Source organism: Nostoc sp. JL31 (assembly GCF_017114965.1).
Lineage (GTDB): Bacteria > Cyanobacteriota > Cyanobacteriia > Cyanobacteriales > Nostocaceae > Nostoc > Nostoc punctiforme_A.
The window spans coordinates 154,678-170,054 of the sequence record NZ_JABXKO010000068.1; the positions used below are offsets into that span (position 1 = coordinate 154,678).

The 15,377-nt window shown below is 41.6% G+C and carries 16 protein-coding genes; 11 read left to right on the top strand and 5 right to left on the bottom strand.

Annotation, left to right across the window (positions count from 1 at the left end; genetic code table 11):
• Positions 1–52 precede the first annotated feature (52 nt).
• From HWQ43_RS16315 to HWQ43_RS16330, 4 genes are all read left to right on the top strand, one after another.
• Positions 53–718, top strand: coding sequence for a heme-copper oxidase subunit III (locus HWQ43_RS16315; protein WP_292735959.1), 666 nt, complete (start codon positions 53–55; stop codon positions 716–718).
• 38 nt (positions 719–756) lie between these two features.
• Entirely contained in the window at positions 757–1,002 is a 246-nt protein-coding gene (locus HWQ43_RS16320) for a hypothetical protein (protein ID WP_292735727.1), read from the top strand.
• 144 nt (positions 1,003–1,146) lie between these two features.
• Positions 1,147–2,514 carry an NAD(P)/FAD-dependent oxidoreductase gene (locus HWQ43_RS16325; protein ID WP_292735730.1) on the top strand — a complete coding sequence of 456 codons (1,368 nt, stop codon included), beginning with the start codon at positions 1,147–1,149 and terminating at the stop codon, positions 2,512–2,514.
• Positions 2,515–3,029: 515 nt separating this feature from the next.
• Positions 3,030–3,440, top strand: a complete 411-nt coding sequence (locus HWQ43_RS16330) for a peptidoglycan-binding domain-containing protein (protein ID WP_292735732.1) — start codon at positions 3,030–3,032, stop codon at positions 3,438–3,440.
• 162 nt (positions 3,441–3,602) lie between these two features.
• Here the strand turns inward: HWQ43_RS16330 and HWQ43_RS16335 are convergent, their stop codons facing one another.
• The 3 genes from HWQ43_RS16335 to HWQ43_RS16345 form a co-directional block, all read right to left on the bottom strand.
• Positions 3,603–4,238, bottom strand: coding sequence for a nucleotidyltransferase family protein (locus HWQ43_RS16335; RefSeq protein ID WP_292735735.1), 636 nt, complete (start codon positions 4,236–4,238; stop codon positions 3,603–3,605).
• A gap of 5 nt (positions 4,239–4,243) precedes the next feature.
• The gene (locus HWQ43_RS16340) at positions 4,244–5,398 is read right to left on the bottom strand and encodes an XdhC/CoxI family protein (RefSeq protein WP_292735738.1); all 1,155 of its coding nucleotides are present in this window, start codon (positions 5,396–5,398) and stop codon (positions 4,244–4,246) included.
• A 504-nt stretch (positions 5,399–5,902) separates the two neighbouring features.
• Positions 5,903–6,208, bottom strand: a complete 306-nt coding sequence (locus tag HWQ43_RS16345) for a YciI family protein (protein ID WP_366932839.1) — start codon at positions 6,206–6,208, stop codon at positions 5,903–5,905.
• Positions 6,209–6,422: 214 nt separating this feature from the next.
• Here HWQ43_RS16345 and ffh point away from each other — a divergent pair, with 214 nt between their 5' ends.
• The 5 genes from ffh to HWQ43_RS16370 all read left to right on the top strand — a co-directional run bounded on the left by ffh (position 6,423) and on the right by HWQ43_RS16370 (position 10,701).
• Entirely contained in the window at positions 6,423–7,889 is a 1,467-nt protein-coding gene (gene ffh, locus HWQ43_RS16350) for a signal recognition particle protein (RefSeq protein ID WP_292735740.1), read from the top strand.
• A gap of 243 nt (positions 7,890–8,132) precedes the next feature.
• Positions 8,133–8,393 (top strand): 30S ribosomal protein S16, encoded by a 261-nt coding sequence (rpsP, locus tag HWQ43_RS16355; RefSeq protein WP_012409382.1) that lies wholly within the window; start codon positions 8,133–8,135, stop codon positions 8,391–8,393.
• Positions 8,356–8,790, top strand: coding sequence for a KH domain-containing protein (locus tag HWQ43_RS16360; RefSeq protein ID WP_292735743.1), 435 nt, complete (start codon positions 8,356–8,358; stop codon positions 8,788–8,790). Before rpsP ends, HWQ43_RS16360 begins: the two co-directional genes overlap by 38 nt.
• A gap of 406 nt (positions 8,791–9,196) precedes the next feature.
• Entirely contained in the window at positions 9,197–10,150 is a 954-nt protein-coding gene (locus HWQ43_RS16365; protein ID WP_292735746.1) for a PhoH family protein, read from the top strand.
• 146 nt (positions 10,151–10,296) lie between these two features.
• Positions 10,297–10,701, top strand: a complete 405-nt coding sequence (locus tag HWQ43_RS16370) for a ChuX/HutX family heme-like substrate-binding protein (protein ID WP_292735749.1) — start codon at positions 10,297–10,299, stop codon at positions 10,699–10,701.
• A gap of 5 nt (positions 10,702–10,706) precedes the next feature.
• On the opposite strand, the gene HWQ43_RS16375 is transcribed toward HWQ43_RS16370, so the two are convergent.
• A complete protein-coding gene (locus HWQ43_RS16375) occupies positions 10,707–11,045 on the bottom strand; it encodes a carbon dioxide-concentrating mechanism protein CcmK (protein ID WP_292735751.1) in 339 nt (112 codons plus the stop codon).
• A gap of 116 nt (positions 11,046–11,161) precedes the next feature.
• On the opposite strand from HWQ43_RS16375, the gene HWQ43_RS16380 reads away from it, so the two are divergent.
• Together HWQ43_RS16380 and HWQ43_RS16385 are read left to right on the top strand one after the other, a co-directional pair.
• A complete protein-coding gene (locus HWQ43_RS16380; protein ID WP_292735754.1) occupies positions 11,162–11,962 on the top strand; it encodes a DUF6816 family protein in 801 nt (266 codons plus the stop codon).
• Between the two features lie 87 nt (positions 11,963–12,049).
• Positions 12,050–13,870 carry an ABC transporter ATP-binding protein gene (locus HWQ43_RS16385; protein ID WP_292735757.1) on the top strand — a complete coding sequence of 607 codons (1,821 nt, stop codon included), beginning with the start codon at positions 12,050–12,052 and terminating at the stop codon, positions 13,868–13,870.
• A 434-nt stretch (positions 13,871–14,304) separates the two neighbouring features.
• Here the strand turns inward: HWQ43_RS16385 and HWQ43_RS16390 are convergent, their stop codons facing one another.
• Positions 14,305–15,261: a hypothetical protein gene (locus HWQ43_RS16390; RefSeq protein WP_292735760.1), complete on the bottom strand. Its 957-nt coding sequence runs from the start codon at positions 15,259–15,261 to the stop codon at positions 14,305–14,307.
• Between the last annotated feature and the right edge of the window lie 116 nt (positions 15,262–15,377).

Below are 15,377 nucleotides of genomic sequence, written 5' to 3' on the forward strand. Positions count from 1 at the left end.
ACCTGAATTTATTAATTACGAATTACGAATTACGAATTACAAATTACAAATCATGCAACATCGCAGCATCCATATAGATGAAAGTCCGATCCGTTTCGATCGGTGGCGGCGACGCTTACCGAATTGGTTACAGCGCTTTCTGCCAAGTGGTGGCGGAAGTCATGAAGATCATCATGGCAAAGGAATGTTTGGGTTTACTGTATTCCTATTGTCCGAAAGTATCATTTTTTTGAGTTTTATCTTTACTTATGTTGCTCTGCGACTAAATACTACTAACTGGCTACCACCCGGTATTTCTGGGCCAGAATTGTCTAAGCTCGTGATTATTAATACGGTAGTTTTACTTTCTAGTAGCTTTGTTATTCAACCAGCAGAAAATGCCCTCAAACGTAATCAATTGGGTAAATTTCGCGGGCTATGGTTAATAACGATCGCAATGGGAATCTACTTTTTAATTGGTCTATTAATTGAGTGGAAAAATCTCGATTTCAAGCTCACTACGGGATTAGTTGGTTCCACATTCTATTTACTAACAGGTTTCCACGGTTTACACGTTCTGGCGGGTGTTGTGCTTCAGATAATTATGCTGATTCGCTCATTCATTCCAGGCAATTATAATAAAACTCACTTCGGTACAAGTGCGACAACTCTATTTTGGCACTTTGTTGATGTAGTTTGGGTCTTCCTTTTCTCGCTTCTCTACCTTTGGCGGGCATAAAGATTTTCAGTTCACTAAGTATTTTCAGGAGTAACTTTATGAATTTATTCATCCAAGAATTACCAGCATCAGAACTCGCCCCAAAAGCAGTTCAAGAAACTCCCGCACCAGGAAAAGATCCGCTAATTGCACAAGGTTTACAAAAAGAGCAATATATTGGCATTATTGGGTTAGCGATCGCTCTAATTGCTGCTGTAGGATTTTTTAGTCGCAGAGTCGAATACGCTATTGCGTTTGCTGTTATCCTTAGCGTCGGTTTAATAGCTTTGTTTTTATTCTTATAGCAAATTCGTCATTTGTCATTTGTATTTTCGCAAAAATCTTAATTTTGACTCTTTATTTGCACCTCTGCGTGAGACAAAAAATCTGATTTAAATGCGTAAAATCCTGGCAAATTCATTTATTTTACAATACTTGGGAGATATTTTATGAACAGCCCAGTTTACCAAACTGTGATTGTCGGTGGTGGCTTCACCGGCTTATTTACAGCCTTACACTTAGCTCACGAACATTATCCTCGCTCTGTAATTTTGATCGATCAAAATGAAAGTTTTTGCTTTAAGCCATTACTCTACGAATATTTCAGTGGCGAGATGGATGCTTTTCAAGTAGTACCCCGTTTTGTAGAATTGCTTAAAGGCAGTGGTGTAATTTTTGTTCAAGATGCAGTGGAATCGATAGACTTGCATCAACAACAAGTCAAATTAGCTTCGGGAAACTCCTACAACTACAGTAACCTAGTCTTAGCTTTGGGTAGTGTTACTAGTTATCATCATCTTGAAGGTGCTAAAGAATATGCTTTCCCTTTTTGGACAGAAGCAGATGCGATCGCTCTCGATCGGCATTTAGGCGATTGTTTGCAAAAAGCAATCAAAACTGAAGATCCAGAACAACGTCGCCAACTGCTAACAGTAGTTGTAGTTGGTGGTGGTGCAAGTGGTGTAGAAATGGCAGCCACTTTAGCTGATTTACTCCCACATTGGTATACCGCTATGGGAGGAAATTCTAGTGAAATCCGTGTGGTATTGCTCAATCACGGTCAAGAAATCCTCAATGGTGATATTAACGATCCTCTGCGCCCAATTGCTGAGAAAGAATTACAAAAACGCACGATTCCAATTGAAATACTTACGGGAGCAGAAGCCACTACTATTCATGCCAACGCCATTGAATATAAGCGCAATGAGCAAATTGAGACATTGCCAACATCTACTGCAATCTGGACAGCTGGCACTTCTATTCACCCACTAATTAAAGATTTACCAATTTCTCAAGAACATCGCGATCGCCATAACCGCCTCTTAGTTACTCCGACAATGCAATTACTCGACTTTCCAGAGGTATTTGCAGGCGGGGATTGTGTAGCAGTTCAAGATAATTCACTACCACCAACAGCTCAAGTTGCTTATCAGCAAGGAGCCAATATTGCCCAAAATTTGAAAGCATTAGCTTTAGGTGAAAACCTCAAACCAGTAAAGGTAAATTTACGCGGAACTCTCTTAAAATTAGGGTTAAATGATGCTGCTGCTAACCTTTTCAATGTTTTTGAAGTTGCAGGAGAATCCGGGCATTTAATTCGTCAAGGAACTTATTTAACACTATTACCAACACCAATTCATGACTTTAAAGCAACAACTGAATGGGTGGATGAAGAGATTTTTCATCACCACCTTGACCCTCATGATGTGGGTAAAAAAGTTGTTCAAGCAGTGGAAGTGGTTGGTGCAGGAGTTATGGGTATTTTAGCTGCCAGAAAATTATTGAAAATGTTGAGTTCTGAGGATAAAAGAGACTAGTAGTGTATCGCATTAAATTTGAGAGATAAGAGAACGAACCGCAAAGGGCGCAAAGGAAGAAGGGAAGAAGGAAAGAAGAGAAATTGAAATTTGATTCACCTATCAGAATTAATGCGATAGACCACTAGTACAGTACGGCGTAAAGAAACCACCCATTCAAAACCAATGAAATTCTTACGCTGTATTAATTTTGAATTTTGTTAGCGCCGACGGCAAGCGAGGGTGCGTTCGTTTTTAGCGTCTCGTAAAGAGCGTCATTTTGAATTCCGCCTTGCGGTACTAGCGCAATTTTGTGCGACATAAATTTTAATACATTTAGTCATGGTTTTGTCACAATTTCGCAATAGCTTTGTCAATACAACGTGTGATGCTATAGCTCTGGCTTTGGAAATAGTCTCAGACTAAACCCACACACCAGAATCTACAGAGGAGAATCACTTAAGGCACAGTACCTTATGAAGATGACTCTTCAAATAGAAATTGCAAAATCTCATACAGTTGTAAGGAACAAGAAAATGAATTGGAAAGTACTTGCTTTGCTCCCTGCTTTGACTCTAGCTACTGCTGTGCCTGCTTACTCTTTAACTAATAATAAAAGCCAAAATTCGGCTACTGCTACCCACATTGCCCAAAGTACTCAGCAAGGCAACACTATGAAAAAAGCTAATGCTGTACCAAAGCTTAGTGCCAAGCACAAGTCTAATCATTTGGCAAAGCGTAGTACTGGTACTGTACTGACAGTAGGCAGCAAAGGAGAGACAGTGAAAACTGTTCAGAATTCTTTAAAGCAACAAGGATTCTATACAGGAAGTGTGAATGGTGTATTTGATAACAAGACTCGTGCCGCTGCGATCAAATTTCAGAAGTCTAAGGGATTAAGAGCAGATGGAATAATTGGACATCGGACTTTAGCCGCTCTTAAATAAAATTGTTTACTAATATCCTCATTGCTAAAATGCTTTAAAGACAAAAGGCTAGGAAATAAATTCTAGCCTTCAAATACTAACCCAACTTTTTCTATTTTTCTATCTGTGTAGGTCAAGGAGCCAGCGCGGTCTTCTCTACTTGTTCGCTTTTAGCGATCTTGTTCAAGATACTTCAAAAATCCCTTTAGTAATTGATAGCAATTGTTCGTAATCCTTTGGTGTATCAATATCTATATCCCCTAGTGGAAACGGAATAGAAAACACTTCATTGAGGTTATTATTAATAACTTTTTTTGCTCCTGAAGTTTCTTTTAAAGTGGCAAGTTCTGAAAAAAATGTCTGACTAAATAGAGCAGGTACACCTAATGTATTTCCATATTCACAAGCAATAATCGGTTTTTTTGTCGAATAATATGTATCAACAAGTTGATTGATAATTTGGGGAGAAACAAATGGCTGGTCGCAAAGTGTAATAACTACTGCTTCTATTTTTTGCGGAAGATTATTTAATAATTCAATACCACTCTTGATTGAAGTACTCATTCCACAAGCCCAATCCGAGTTCTTAACTACTCTAACGGGAAGTTGTTTAATTTGGGGATGAATCTGTTCTGCGTTGGCTCCAAGTACTACTACCACAGGTTGACAAACTGAAGCGATCGCAATTTCTGTAATACATTTTAAAAAACTACGCCCTTGGTAAAGCAATAGTTGTTTCGGTGTACCCATCCGTGTGGATGCACCAGCAGCAAGAATCATAATGGCTATGGTTGATTTCTCGTTGTCTATAGCAGTCATAAAAACTATGTGGTAGGTAGCAAGTTTGAATTGCTTTCATAACATTGGTGAATCGGTTGATTGCGATTTTTTAAAAAATTACCATTGCGGTTTGTTAGCACTGCTTGAATTTCTGCAATAATAGCGATCGCTATTTCTTCAGGTGTATCTGCTCCGATATCAATCCCAATCGGGCCATACAATCTGGTTAATTGTTCGGTAGTATAAACTATTCCTTGCGAACCTAAATCTTCAAGCAATCTTTCAGTACGCGCTTTTGGGCCTAAAACCCCTATGTAGCGTGCAGGAGATGGCAGCAATGTTTTCAAAATTTCCAGGTCATCAAGATAATTATGCGTCATCACTACAGCAACTGTGTTGACATCTATAAATACCTGTTTTACAATTTCTCGCCGAGTCAGAATCACATCACAAGCTATCGGAAATCGCGCTTTAGTTGCCTCATTAGCTCGACAATCGACTACAGTAACGTCCCAACCTAATGCTTGAGCAAACTGGGCTACGGGTATAGCGTCATAACCTGCACCAAATATTACTAAAGGCGTGGGTGGTTGGATGACTTCAATAAAAACTTCTACACTGCCTAAAGGTAACTGATAGTTGTTTACCCTTGACTTTTGATTAGCAAAGGCTGCTTGACTATCTGCAAGCAGAGACTGAATTAAATTTGCATCTTTGATGTCAGTGATAATTTTACCATCAGGATACAGCAGGAGGCGCGACCCAAGTTTGACTTTGACCGCGCCTTCAAAGGCAAAGACTGTAGCAATAATACCCAAATGTTTTTTATGAAAACATTCCTGTATAAAAGCGATCGCATTTGGTGTGCTTTTTCTCTCAAGACGTTCGATGAGAACTTGCACTATCCCATTGCACCCCAAACCAAAGCCCCAAAGAATATCTTCAGAGGCGGTGCTATCGTAAGTAACAACAATTGGTTCACCGTCTGGCATTCGTTGTTGAGTATGTTCAAATACATCTTTCTCCAAGCAACCAGCACTGATTGTTCCGATTGTCCGACCTGTATTTGTCATCAGCATTTTAGCACCCGATCGGCGATAGGTTGAACCTTGAGTCTTAACTACAGTCGCAATAAAAGTCATTTCACCACTTTTTTGACTTGACTCGAAGCCTTCTAAAATTGCTTGTAATTCGTTCATTTGATTGCTTATTTTTCTGTTTTTAGCAGTTTGTCAGCTTGAGCAAGCAGTGCGAATAAAAACAATGTGATAACTGTGCTACCCTGTGCGATTGTGCATCGCTGCTAGTGTTAAACACAAGTCTTTTTGCGACCCATTAACGATAACGATTGCAGTATATGCATTAGACTAAGGGGTGTTGTACTACTTAAGATAAGCGAAAATACCGCTGAAATCATGCCCCACAAGATAGTTGTCAACTTGAGTCATTTATCTATTATTAGAATTAGCACGGAATACTGATTTTTCGTAACTACAGTAAATACTCTCAACCACCCGCAAGATTAGATAATTTTACGTTGTGTGGTAGATGAAAAACTATGTGTTTTTTTAGATAAAGAATGTAATCACCATTTAGATGAATACTGAGACGCAGCTGCTTAGGCAAGTTAACTCAAGTTCATGATCCCCTAACTGGTTCTTTGTTCTTCCAAGAATCTAGATTTGCCATTGTTGAAAATAAGCCTATTGGTTTTCAAGCCAATCTAGACATTCAAATTGTTTAAAATCCGGTAACAATAATCTAAAACCGATTATTTGTTTGATCGACGAGGCTTTTGACTGGTAGATTGACGGAAAGTTAGCGATCGCTGCATCGATATCTTGGGCATCGATCAAGAAGAAACCGCCCAATTGTTCGTGCGTTTCTGCAAACGGGCCTTCGGTAACAAGCGGTTTGACATTGCGACGAAGACCTGATGCAGCGTTGTATGCTCGATTTACTTGTTGGACTGACGCAAGTAGGTAAATTCGCCAGTTATTAAGAGGCAGAGAGGCAGAAGGGAAAAATTTACTGCAACTGCTCCCCTGCTTCTTCCCTAACCCCCAATCCGTATCTGGTTGCTACAGTCGCGGTGAAAAATACTAAGCTGGTAGATAGCACGTTAAAACTTTAGCGGAAATTCGCGATGCCTGCGGCGGGCTATGCCAACGCATTCATCAGCAGTTTAGAATTCCCCATCGGCGAACTACCTGTAATTACATTATGTTTGATGCATTATCTGACCGTTTAGAATCCGCCTGGAAAAAACTACGGGGACAGGACAAAATTTCTCAATCCAACATTCAAGATGCATTGCGCGAAGTGCGCCGCGCCCTGTTGGAAGCAGATGTCAATCTCCAGGTAGTCAAAGATTTTATTAGCGAAGTCGAAGCCAAGGCACAGGGAGCCGAGGTGATTGCCGGCGTGCGACCTGACCAACAGTTCATCAAAATTGTTCACGATGAACTGGTGCAGGTGATGGGGGAAGAAAATGTTCCCATCGCAGAAGCCCAGGAACAGCCTACTATTATTCTGATGGCTGGGTTGCAAGGTACTGGTAAAACCACAGCTACGGCTAAGTTAGCCTTACATTTGAGAAAATTAGAGCGTAGCTGCTTGTTGGTGGCGACAGACGTATATCGCCCAGCAGCGATCGATCAGTTGCTAACGTTGGGTAAGCAAATTGACGTACCAGTATTTGAACTAGGAAGCGACGCCGATCCCGTAGAAATTGCCCGACAAGGTGTAGAACGCGCTAGGGCAGAAGGTGTCAACACAGTAATTATTGATACTGCCGGACGCCTGCAAATTGACGAAGATATGATGGCGGAATTAGCCCGCATCAAAGCAACCGTCCAACCCCATGAAACTCTGTTGGTGGTGGACGCGATGACTGGTCAAGAGGCCGCAAATCTTACCCGCACCTTTCATGAACAGATCGGAATTACTGGGGCAATTCTCACCAAAATGGATGGTGATAGCCGTGGTGGTGCAGCGCTTTCGGTGCGAAAGATTTCGGGAGCGCCAATTAAATTTGTGGGCGTCGGCGAGAAAGTCGAGGCACTGCAACCGTTTTATCCCGATCGCATGGCATCGCGGATTTTGGGAATGGGCGATGTGCTAACTCTGGTAGAAAAAGCCCAAGAAGAGTTTGACTTAGCAGACGCTGAGAAAATGCAGGAGAAAATTCTGTCAGCAAAGTTTGACTTTACTGACTTTCTTAAGCAGTTGCGGATGCTGAAGAACATGGGTTCTCTGGGAGGCTTGATCAAGATGATTCCAGGGATGAACAAGCTTTCAGACGATCAACTCAAGCAAGGAGAAACCCAGTTAAAGCGCTGTGAGGCGATGATTAACTCCATGACTCGCCAAGAACGCCACGACCCGGATTTATTAGCCAGTTCTCCTAGTCGGCGGCGGCGGATTGCTGCTGGCTCCGGCTATAGAGAGTCCGATGTCACGAAACTGGTGGGTGATTTCCAAAAAATGCGATCGCTCATGCAGCAAATGGGTCAAGGCGGCTTCCCTGGAATGCCAGGAATGTTCGGCGGTGGCGGCGGCATGGGCAACGCCTTCGCAGGTGCTGGTAATCGTCCCGCAGCCCCAGGATGGCGAGGTTATGATGGTGCCCCAGCCACGAAAAAGAAAAAACCCAAAGATAAAAAGAAAAAAGGCTTTGGTAATCTTTAGTTATTGGGCATTGGGCATTGGGCATTGGGCATTGGTAATTTGCAAATGACTAATAACAAAGGACTAATGACTAATGACTAATAGCAGCAAATGCTAGGCAGTGCTAAAATTAGCATTTCGACCTCAGAATTTATTAGCAGAGGAAACTAACCCTTAATTTATCGGCAGCAGCCAGATTTAGGTTACTTCCTCACCAATTAATTGCTAATTAATATCTAACTACAGGAGAATGATTCTTCAACCATGATCAAACTGCGCTTGAAACGATTCGGTAAAAAGCGGGAAGCAAGTTACCGCATTGTCGCCATTAACAACCTCGCTCGCCGCGATGGCCGTCCCTTAGAAGAATTGGGTTTTTATAACCCCAGAACTGATGAAGTGCGACTAGACGTTCCCGGTATCGTCAAGCGACTACAACAAGGCGCTCAACCCACTGACACCGTTCGTCGCATTCTAGTAAAAGCTAATGTTTTTGAGCAGGTCAGTGCAACAGCCGCATCATAATTTCGGAACAAAACTCCCAACAGCTAGCCCCAACTATGTTGAGCTGGTTCGGTTTTTGGTGCAGCCGTTTTTGGAATCTCCAGAGACCTTAAGTGTCGATTGTGAAATTTCTCAGGCTCTTAACCGGGTTTGGGTTCGCATCGCCTTTGAAAGCACAGATAAAGGAAAAGTCTTTGGTCGAGGGGGACGCAATATTCAGGCGATTCGTACAGTAATTGCCGCAGCCGCAGCCGCAGCTGGGCAATCAACATACCTGGATATCTACGGCAGCACCACTCCGGGCCGCGAGGGTATGTCTTTTGATGAAGAGACAGAAGAGCGATCGCCACCACCGACTAAGAGAGAACCGCGTGCAAATGATGGGCCTAAACCCATTGTTAAACCACGCCTCCGCTAGGTTGAAACTAGAGAGCAAATCTGAGCGGTTGTTGTTACCTCCGCTCAGAATTTTTATAACGATGGAAAGTAGCAAAAAGATTTAAAAATCTTTTTTTGGACTCTTCACCAGTAGGAGCGTACAGCTTTGCATTGGTGTCAACTTCAGATGAAATCTTCTGAGTGCATGAGTTTTGCCCTCACCCCCAGCCCCTCTCCCATGTTGGGAGAGGGGAGAAAATTCTCCAGTTCCCCTTCTCCCAACATGGAAGAAGGGGTTAGGGGATGAGGGCAAGCTGTACGCCCCTACGGACGATTAATTTGTTGCAAAAATTTTTCAAAATGTAGGTAATAAAAGCATAATTTCGCCGTTAGCGAGAAAAAATTAACCTTTGTCAAATACAGATCCTCACCAATTAAGAAATACTATGGCAGGTGCCTTAACAATTCAGCTGCCGAATATTCCCAGTGCGATCGCACTAGCCGGAGATGGAGAAGAAAATCTCAAAATCCTATCTCGGCAAACAGGAGCCGCTTTAGTGCTACGCGGACAGGAATTAGTGATTTCTGGTACCGAAAAGCAAATTGATCTGGCTTCTCGATTAGTGCGATCGCTTGAAGACCTCTGGATTAAAGGCAATACTATTTCTAGTGCCGATATTTTAACAGCCCGTCAAGCCATAGATAGCGATCGCCAAGGGGAACTGCAAGATTTACAACGAGATATTCTCGCCAAAAGTCGCCGGGGTGAAGAAGTCCGTGCCAAAACCTTCCGCCAGCGCCAATATATCGACGCACTCCGTAAACGCGATCTCACCTTTGGAATTGGCCCTGCTGGTACTGGCAAGACTTATCTCGCTGTTGTTGTCGCGGTGCAAGCACTCCTTGCGAACCAAGTTGAAAAGCTAATTTTAACTCGCCCTGCCGTCGAAGCTGGTGAAAAACTCGGTTTTTTGCCTGGAGACTTACAGCAGAAAGTTAATCCCTATCTTCGCCCACTTTACGATGCTATTTATGAATTCATCGACCCAGAAAAAGTACCTAGTTTAATGGAACGCGGTGTAATTGAAGTCGCACCACTCGCCTATATGCGGGGACGCACTCTCAATAACGCCTTTATAATTGTCGATGAAGCTCAAAATACTACACCCGCTCAGATGAAAATGGTTTTGACTCGTTTGGGTTTCCGTTCACGGATGGTGATTACAGGCGACATGACACAAACTGATTTACCACTTCATCAACAATCGGGTTTAGGAGTGGCTTTACAAATTTTAAAACACGTTGAAGGAATTGCCTTTTGCGAATTTTCCCAAAAAGATGTTGTGCGCCATCCTCTAGTTCAGCGTATTGTCGCTGCTTATGAACAATATGAAAAATAGTCATTAGTCATTAGTCATTGGTCATTGGTCATTGGTCATTGGTCATTAGTAAAAAACTAATAAATGATGTAGATGCGCCAGCGGCTACCCGCAAGGAAGGAGAAATGACAAATGACAAAGGACAAATAACAAAGGACAAATGACAAATGACCACAACATTGAAAGAATTTTTAGAAGCTTGTGAGACTCTTGGAACGTTGCGTTTAATTGTTACTAGTAGCGCTGCTGTTTTAGAAGCACGGGGTAAGATAGAAAAATTATTTTATGCAGAATTGCCTAAAGGTAAATATGCGAATATGCATACTGAAGACTTTGAGTTTCACTTGAATATGGATAAAATCACTCAGGTGAAATTTGAAACAGGTGAAGCGAAGAGGGGTAACTTTACAACCTATGCCATCCGGTTTTTAGATGATAAGCAGGAGTCTGCTTTAAGCCTCTTTTTGCAATGGGGTAAACCGGGAGAATATGAACCAGGACAAGTGGAAGCTTGGCAAACTTTAAAAGATAAGTATGGGGAAGTTTGGCAACCTTTACCAGCAGAAATTTAATACAGCTAAACTGATAGGGGTGGAGGAAATCGGATATCTGCACTGAATTGCTCGATATTAACGCTGCGATGAATCGGTAAAACATATTCTAAATTTTCGTGGGGACGGGGAACAATGTGATTAGAAAGTACCTCGCCACCGTCAACTCGCAGCACCGCCTTTAATCCTGCTGTCACTGCTACATTCACCTCGCCTATAGCTCCTCGAATTAAGACAGTAATTCGTCCCAAATCAGTGTTTTCATAACCAATAAGGGTTACACGGGCAGCTTTACACATGGCATCTCCCACTTCCACTGCTGTGGGAACGCCATAAACTTCAATCATGCCTAATGCCAATGTCATGCTATCACTATAAATTCTGGATAGGGCTAATTATCTCACTACAAAGTTTTAATTTATTACAGAAAATTACTTAATTTTTAATCGATAAACAATAACCATTAAATACAAAACTGCTAATGCTTGTAATGAAGGTAATTTTGAGTTTTTGCTTGCTGTTTTTTTTCCTATTGTGGGGTGGTAAAGCTTTTGCAGGAGAGTTGTCTGAAAGGTTAGCAAATTTTCCCCAATGGGAAAAACTAACTTCAGTGCAACCAGCTTCGGGTGATTTAGTTTACCCTGAATGGATGGCTGGTTCTTGGAAAGTTACAAGTACCTTAGTAGATTTAGCTGCACCTTTGGCGCCAGAAATTGTAACTCCAGGATTTGAAGGTAATCGCCGACAATTAAATCAGCCTGTGAGTTTTGTAGTAAGATTTGTGAGGGAAGAAGCACATACTTCTTGGTTAAAAATATTACCTGAGATAGATGATAAATCCCCCAATTTAGTAGCAGATAGAGCGTTTAATAGCTTGAACTTGGCAAGGGCTTATTTAGGGGATGAAGCAGTGTTATCAGTCAAAGTAGATCCAGATTCACCTAATCGTCAAATTACGTTCTTGCGTAGCAGTCGCCAACTAGTTTCTATTGTGACTGCACGTGCTACAGAAACTACCCCTAATGGCAAGTTCATCACCACAGAAGTGTTTCAACAACTATTTAAAGGTGACTCACGCCCCTATTTAAACTCTGTAGAATCGACTACGGCTTATCATAAAGTTTCAACATCTAATCCGACGATTGAAGCAGATCAAGTTACTGCTGTTTATCTTTCACCCCAAGATCCAGATTACTTTAAAGCGGTTTCTCAACCAGTTGCTCTCTACCGCTATCGCCTCGAATTTTTTCCTCAAGAACTACCAACTACTCCCAAAGAGTGATTTGTCATCTAGCTCTTGACTATCTTGTAGTACGTTTGTAGTATATAAATTCCAAGTTTACGATCGCGCTCTTGGACGGTGTGCATCATGGCCAAATTTCAGGATATTGTCAATTACTTTCGCTCTTACTGGAAGCTGAGTGTTTTCAGTATTACAGCATCTAGCGTTTACGAAATTATTGATTTGGTTGTTCCTTATGCGATCGGGCAGATTTTAAACGTTTTGTCTGCTCAACCTTTGGACAAACCACTTCAAAGTGCGATCGCAAGTTTTTCGGATATCACCAATTACCCGGTTAATAAAACTCTATCTTTGGGTGTATTACTGGGTTTAATTTTCGTTGTCACCGTAGTGAGAGCGCCAACACAACCCTGGTTAACCAATTGGTTTCATTGGGATATAGCCTTCAGGTCGCGTCGAGAAAAAAACGAAACAGCGATCGCTAAAGTTCTTACTCTTCCACTAGAATTTTATGATGAAAATAATCCTGGACGCATTGCTGGAAGAGTAGCTAGAGGTATTTCTAATCACACTTTTAGTTACCCTGAAGTTGCCGGACAGTTGATTCCTAAACTGGCTCGTGTGCTGGGGATTTTTGTGTTTATCTTGTTCATTGAGTGGCGGATTGCAATTTTATATCTAATTTCCTTTGTAATTATTCTCAGCTTCAGCTTGAGGAGTTTACAACAGCTAATTAGATACGAAAGTCGTCTGGATAAGTATGGAGAGGACACCGAAAGTCATACTTCCGAATTAATCACCAATATCAAAACGGTAAAAGCATTTGCTACAGAAGCTAGAGAACTGAAACGGCAAAAGCAACGTTTGGATCGTGAACTATTGGTGCTTGATTATCGCATCCACAAAGGTTATACGATATTGGGTACTTGGCAAAGAACTATAATTCAGTTTTGTGTGTTTACAATTCTGGGTTTGACTTTAGCAGCAACAGTAAATGGGAGAATTTCTCTCGGTCACTTTGTCATGACCTTAACTCTTTCTAGCATGGCTTATGCCGAATTAGAACCTATTAGTAGTTTGGCAGAAGTTTTTGCCCGTCGTTATTCTCCTATGCTGCGGTTTCACGAATTTTTGCAAGAACCAACTGCATCTGATTCAGCTAGTCTTTTAGAAGAAAGCAACCAGACAGAATCACCTTATAAATTTACTGGAAAAGTTGAGTTATCGCACCTCAGTTTTGGATATGATGCCAACCGTCAAGTTTTGCAAGATATCAACTTGTTGATTGAGCCATACCAAACGGTGGCATTAGTAGGGCGCTCCGGTTCTGGTAAGTCTACTTTAGTAAAATTGCTGTTGCGATATTTTGAACCTCAATCAGGTCAGATTCTGATTGATGGTCAAGATATCCGCACTCTGGATGTGGGTAAGTATAGACGGAGGCTAGCGATCGTGCATCAAGAAGTAGACGTTTTCAACGGTACTATATTGGATAACCTGACTTATGGCAGAACAAATGCCAGTTTGGAGCAGGTTAAGGAAGCCTGTAGAATTGCCAGAGTCGATGAAGTAGTGCAGCACTTACCCCAAGGTTATTACACCGTCGTGGGAGAACGAGGTGTCAGGTTATCTGGAGGACAAAGACAACGCTTGGGAATTGCTAGGGCGTTGTTAGTGGAACCAGACGTGCTGGTTTTTGACGAAGCTACCTCTAGTTTAGATTATGAGTCTGAGCGTTCAATTCAGCTAGCGATGCGATCGATTCAGGGCACTTGCACCACCATCGTTATTGCCCACCGCTTAAGCACAGTACGGGAAGCCGATAAAATTGTCGTTCTAGAGCAAGGAAAGATTGTAGAAGTGGGTAGCCACGATGAACTCTTGCGTCACGAGGGTATTTACCGCCGCTTGCACTCCCTGCAAGAAACAGGAGAACTCCTGAGTTAGGAGACATACACATTTTGGGTTTTGGATTGACCCCACAAATGAATCCGCTTGATTAAATCGACTTTATTCACAATAAAGTCGATTTTTTTATAGATATCTTCAGAAATTAAATACAGCAGTTTTCTTTTGCATAAAGTACAAAGTTATGAGTTTTAAGGCAGGAGGTAGAAACTCTTTATATCTGATGCGTAAGTCCTGCATTTGTACCTCAGTTACTTACAAGCTGCTGTATGTGTTATCCAGAATCCTTTTGCGACTATTCGGCGGCACAACTAATATTATCAAGTGGGGAATTTACTCCCATTCCCCAAGAAAAGCGTTAGCCATTGAAATTAGTTTTACGCGCTTGGATGAAGCGTGATAAGTAAAGTAAATAATCCATTTTCTACTGCTGGAATACTAATCATTAATCGCAGTCTTCCAATCAGAAAAAACTAAGATTTGCTCTTATCTGCTTCTTTCTGTGCCGCCTCAGTGTATTTTTTATAAAGTTGAGTACGAATCTTGGCTTCTTGATAACGGCTGTGGGTTTGTGGTACCGTACTCATTAAATCTGAAGCCCGTTGCCACTTAGCAGCGATCTCTAACCACTGAGTTGAGGTTGTAGCTGTTTTACCAGATGCAGAAGCTTGGTTGGCAATTCGCACAGATATTTGAAATGGATCGTCAGATGGCTCAGAAAAGTTATTGTTAGGAGAGCGAGATGGTGTTTGGGCTTTCCTATCGTTAGTATTTTCTGTAGTTAAAGATTTGGAACTTTCTGGTTGTATTAGGTTTTTCAGTTTATTACCTAGTTGGGCATAAACAATCCAACTAAGCAACAACAGCGAGCATAAACCAGCTGCTGCTAATATCTTTGTTTTAGGTTTATTTTTGTATTTTTCTTTGTTAATGAGTACTAAAGGACGAGAGACTTGAGTTTTAGGATAATTTGGTTTTCCTAGTTCAGCTTGAGCTTCTGTAAAATCTTTAATTAATTGCTTTACAATATTTGGCTGAATTAATGTAATTTCCTGTGACCAAAGCAATTGATTTTCGCGATCGCTATCTATTTCTTTTAACCACAGCAATTGTTGTTCTCGAACAATCCGACTGTTGATCTTGACGCGGCGAATGTGACGCGGGGCGATAGACTCAAGAATTTGCTGGATTTGTTCTACCAGGGGAGATTGCTCAAGTTGCTCTACTTTAGCTGCCTCGCAGAGAATTTGTAAGACACCATCAGAAAAAATGGCTCTAGTTCTGACACACGACTGGGCTAGCTTTTCGTTCAATAGCTGAATAATCGCTGCAACGCTGCCTTGGTGAGCTTGCCAAGCTATATCGTTTATCCGGTCTACCACCTGAAATTTAGTGATAGCTCTTCCACCCTGACTGATTAACGTATTCATTAATTTAGGGACTCTTTTCTACTGACCTTGATCTTGTCTTCGATTTTATGAGTAAAAAGATGAGTTGCCAAATAATATCATAAATATGGAAACCTGGAGCCTTCCTTTGCGGTTTG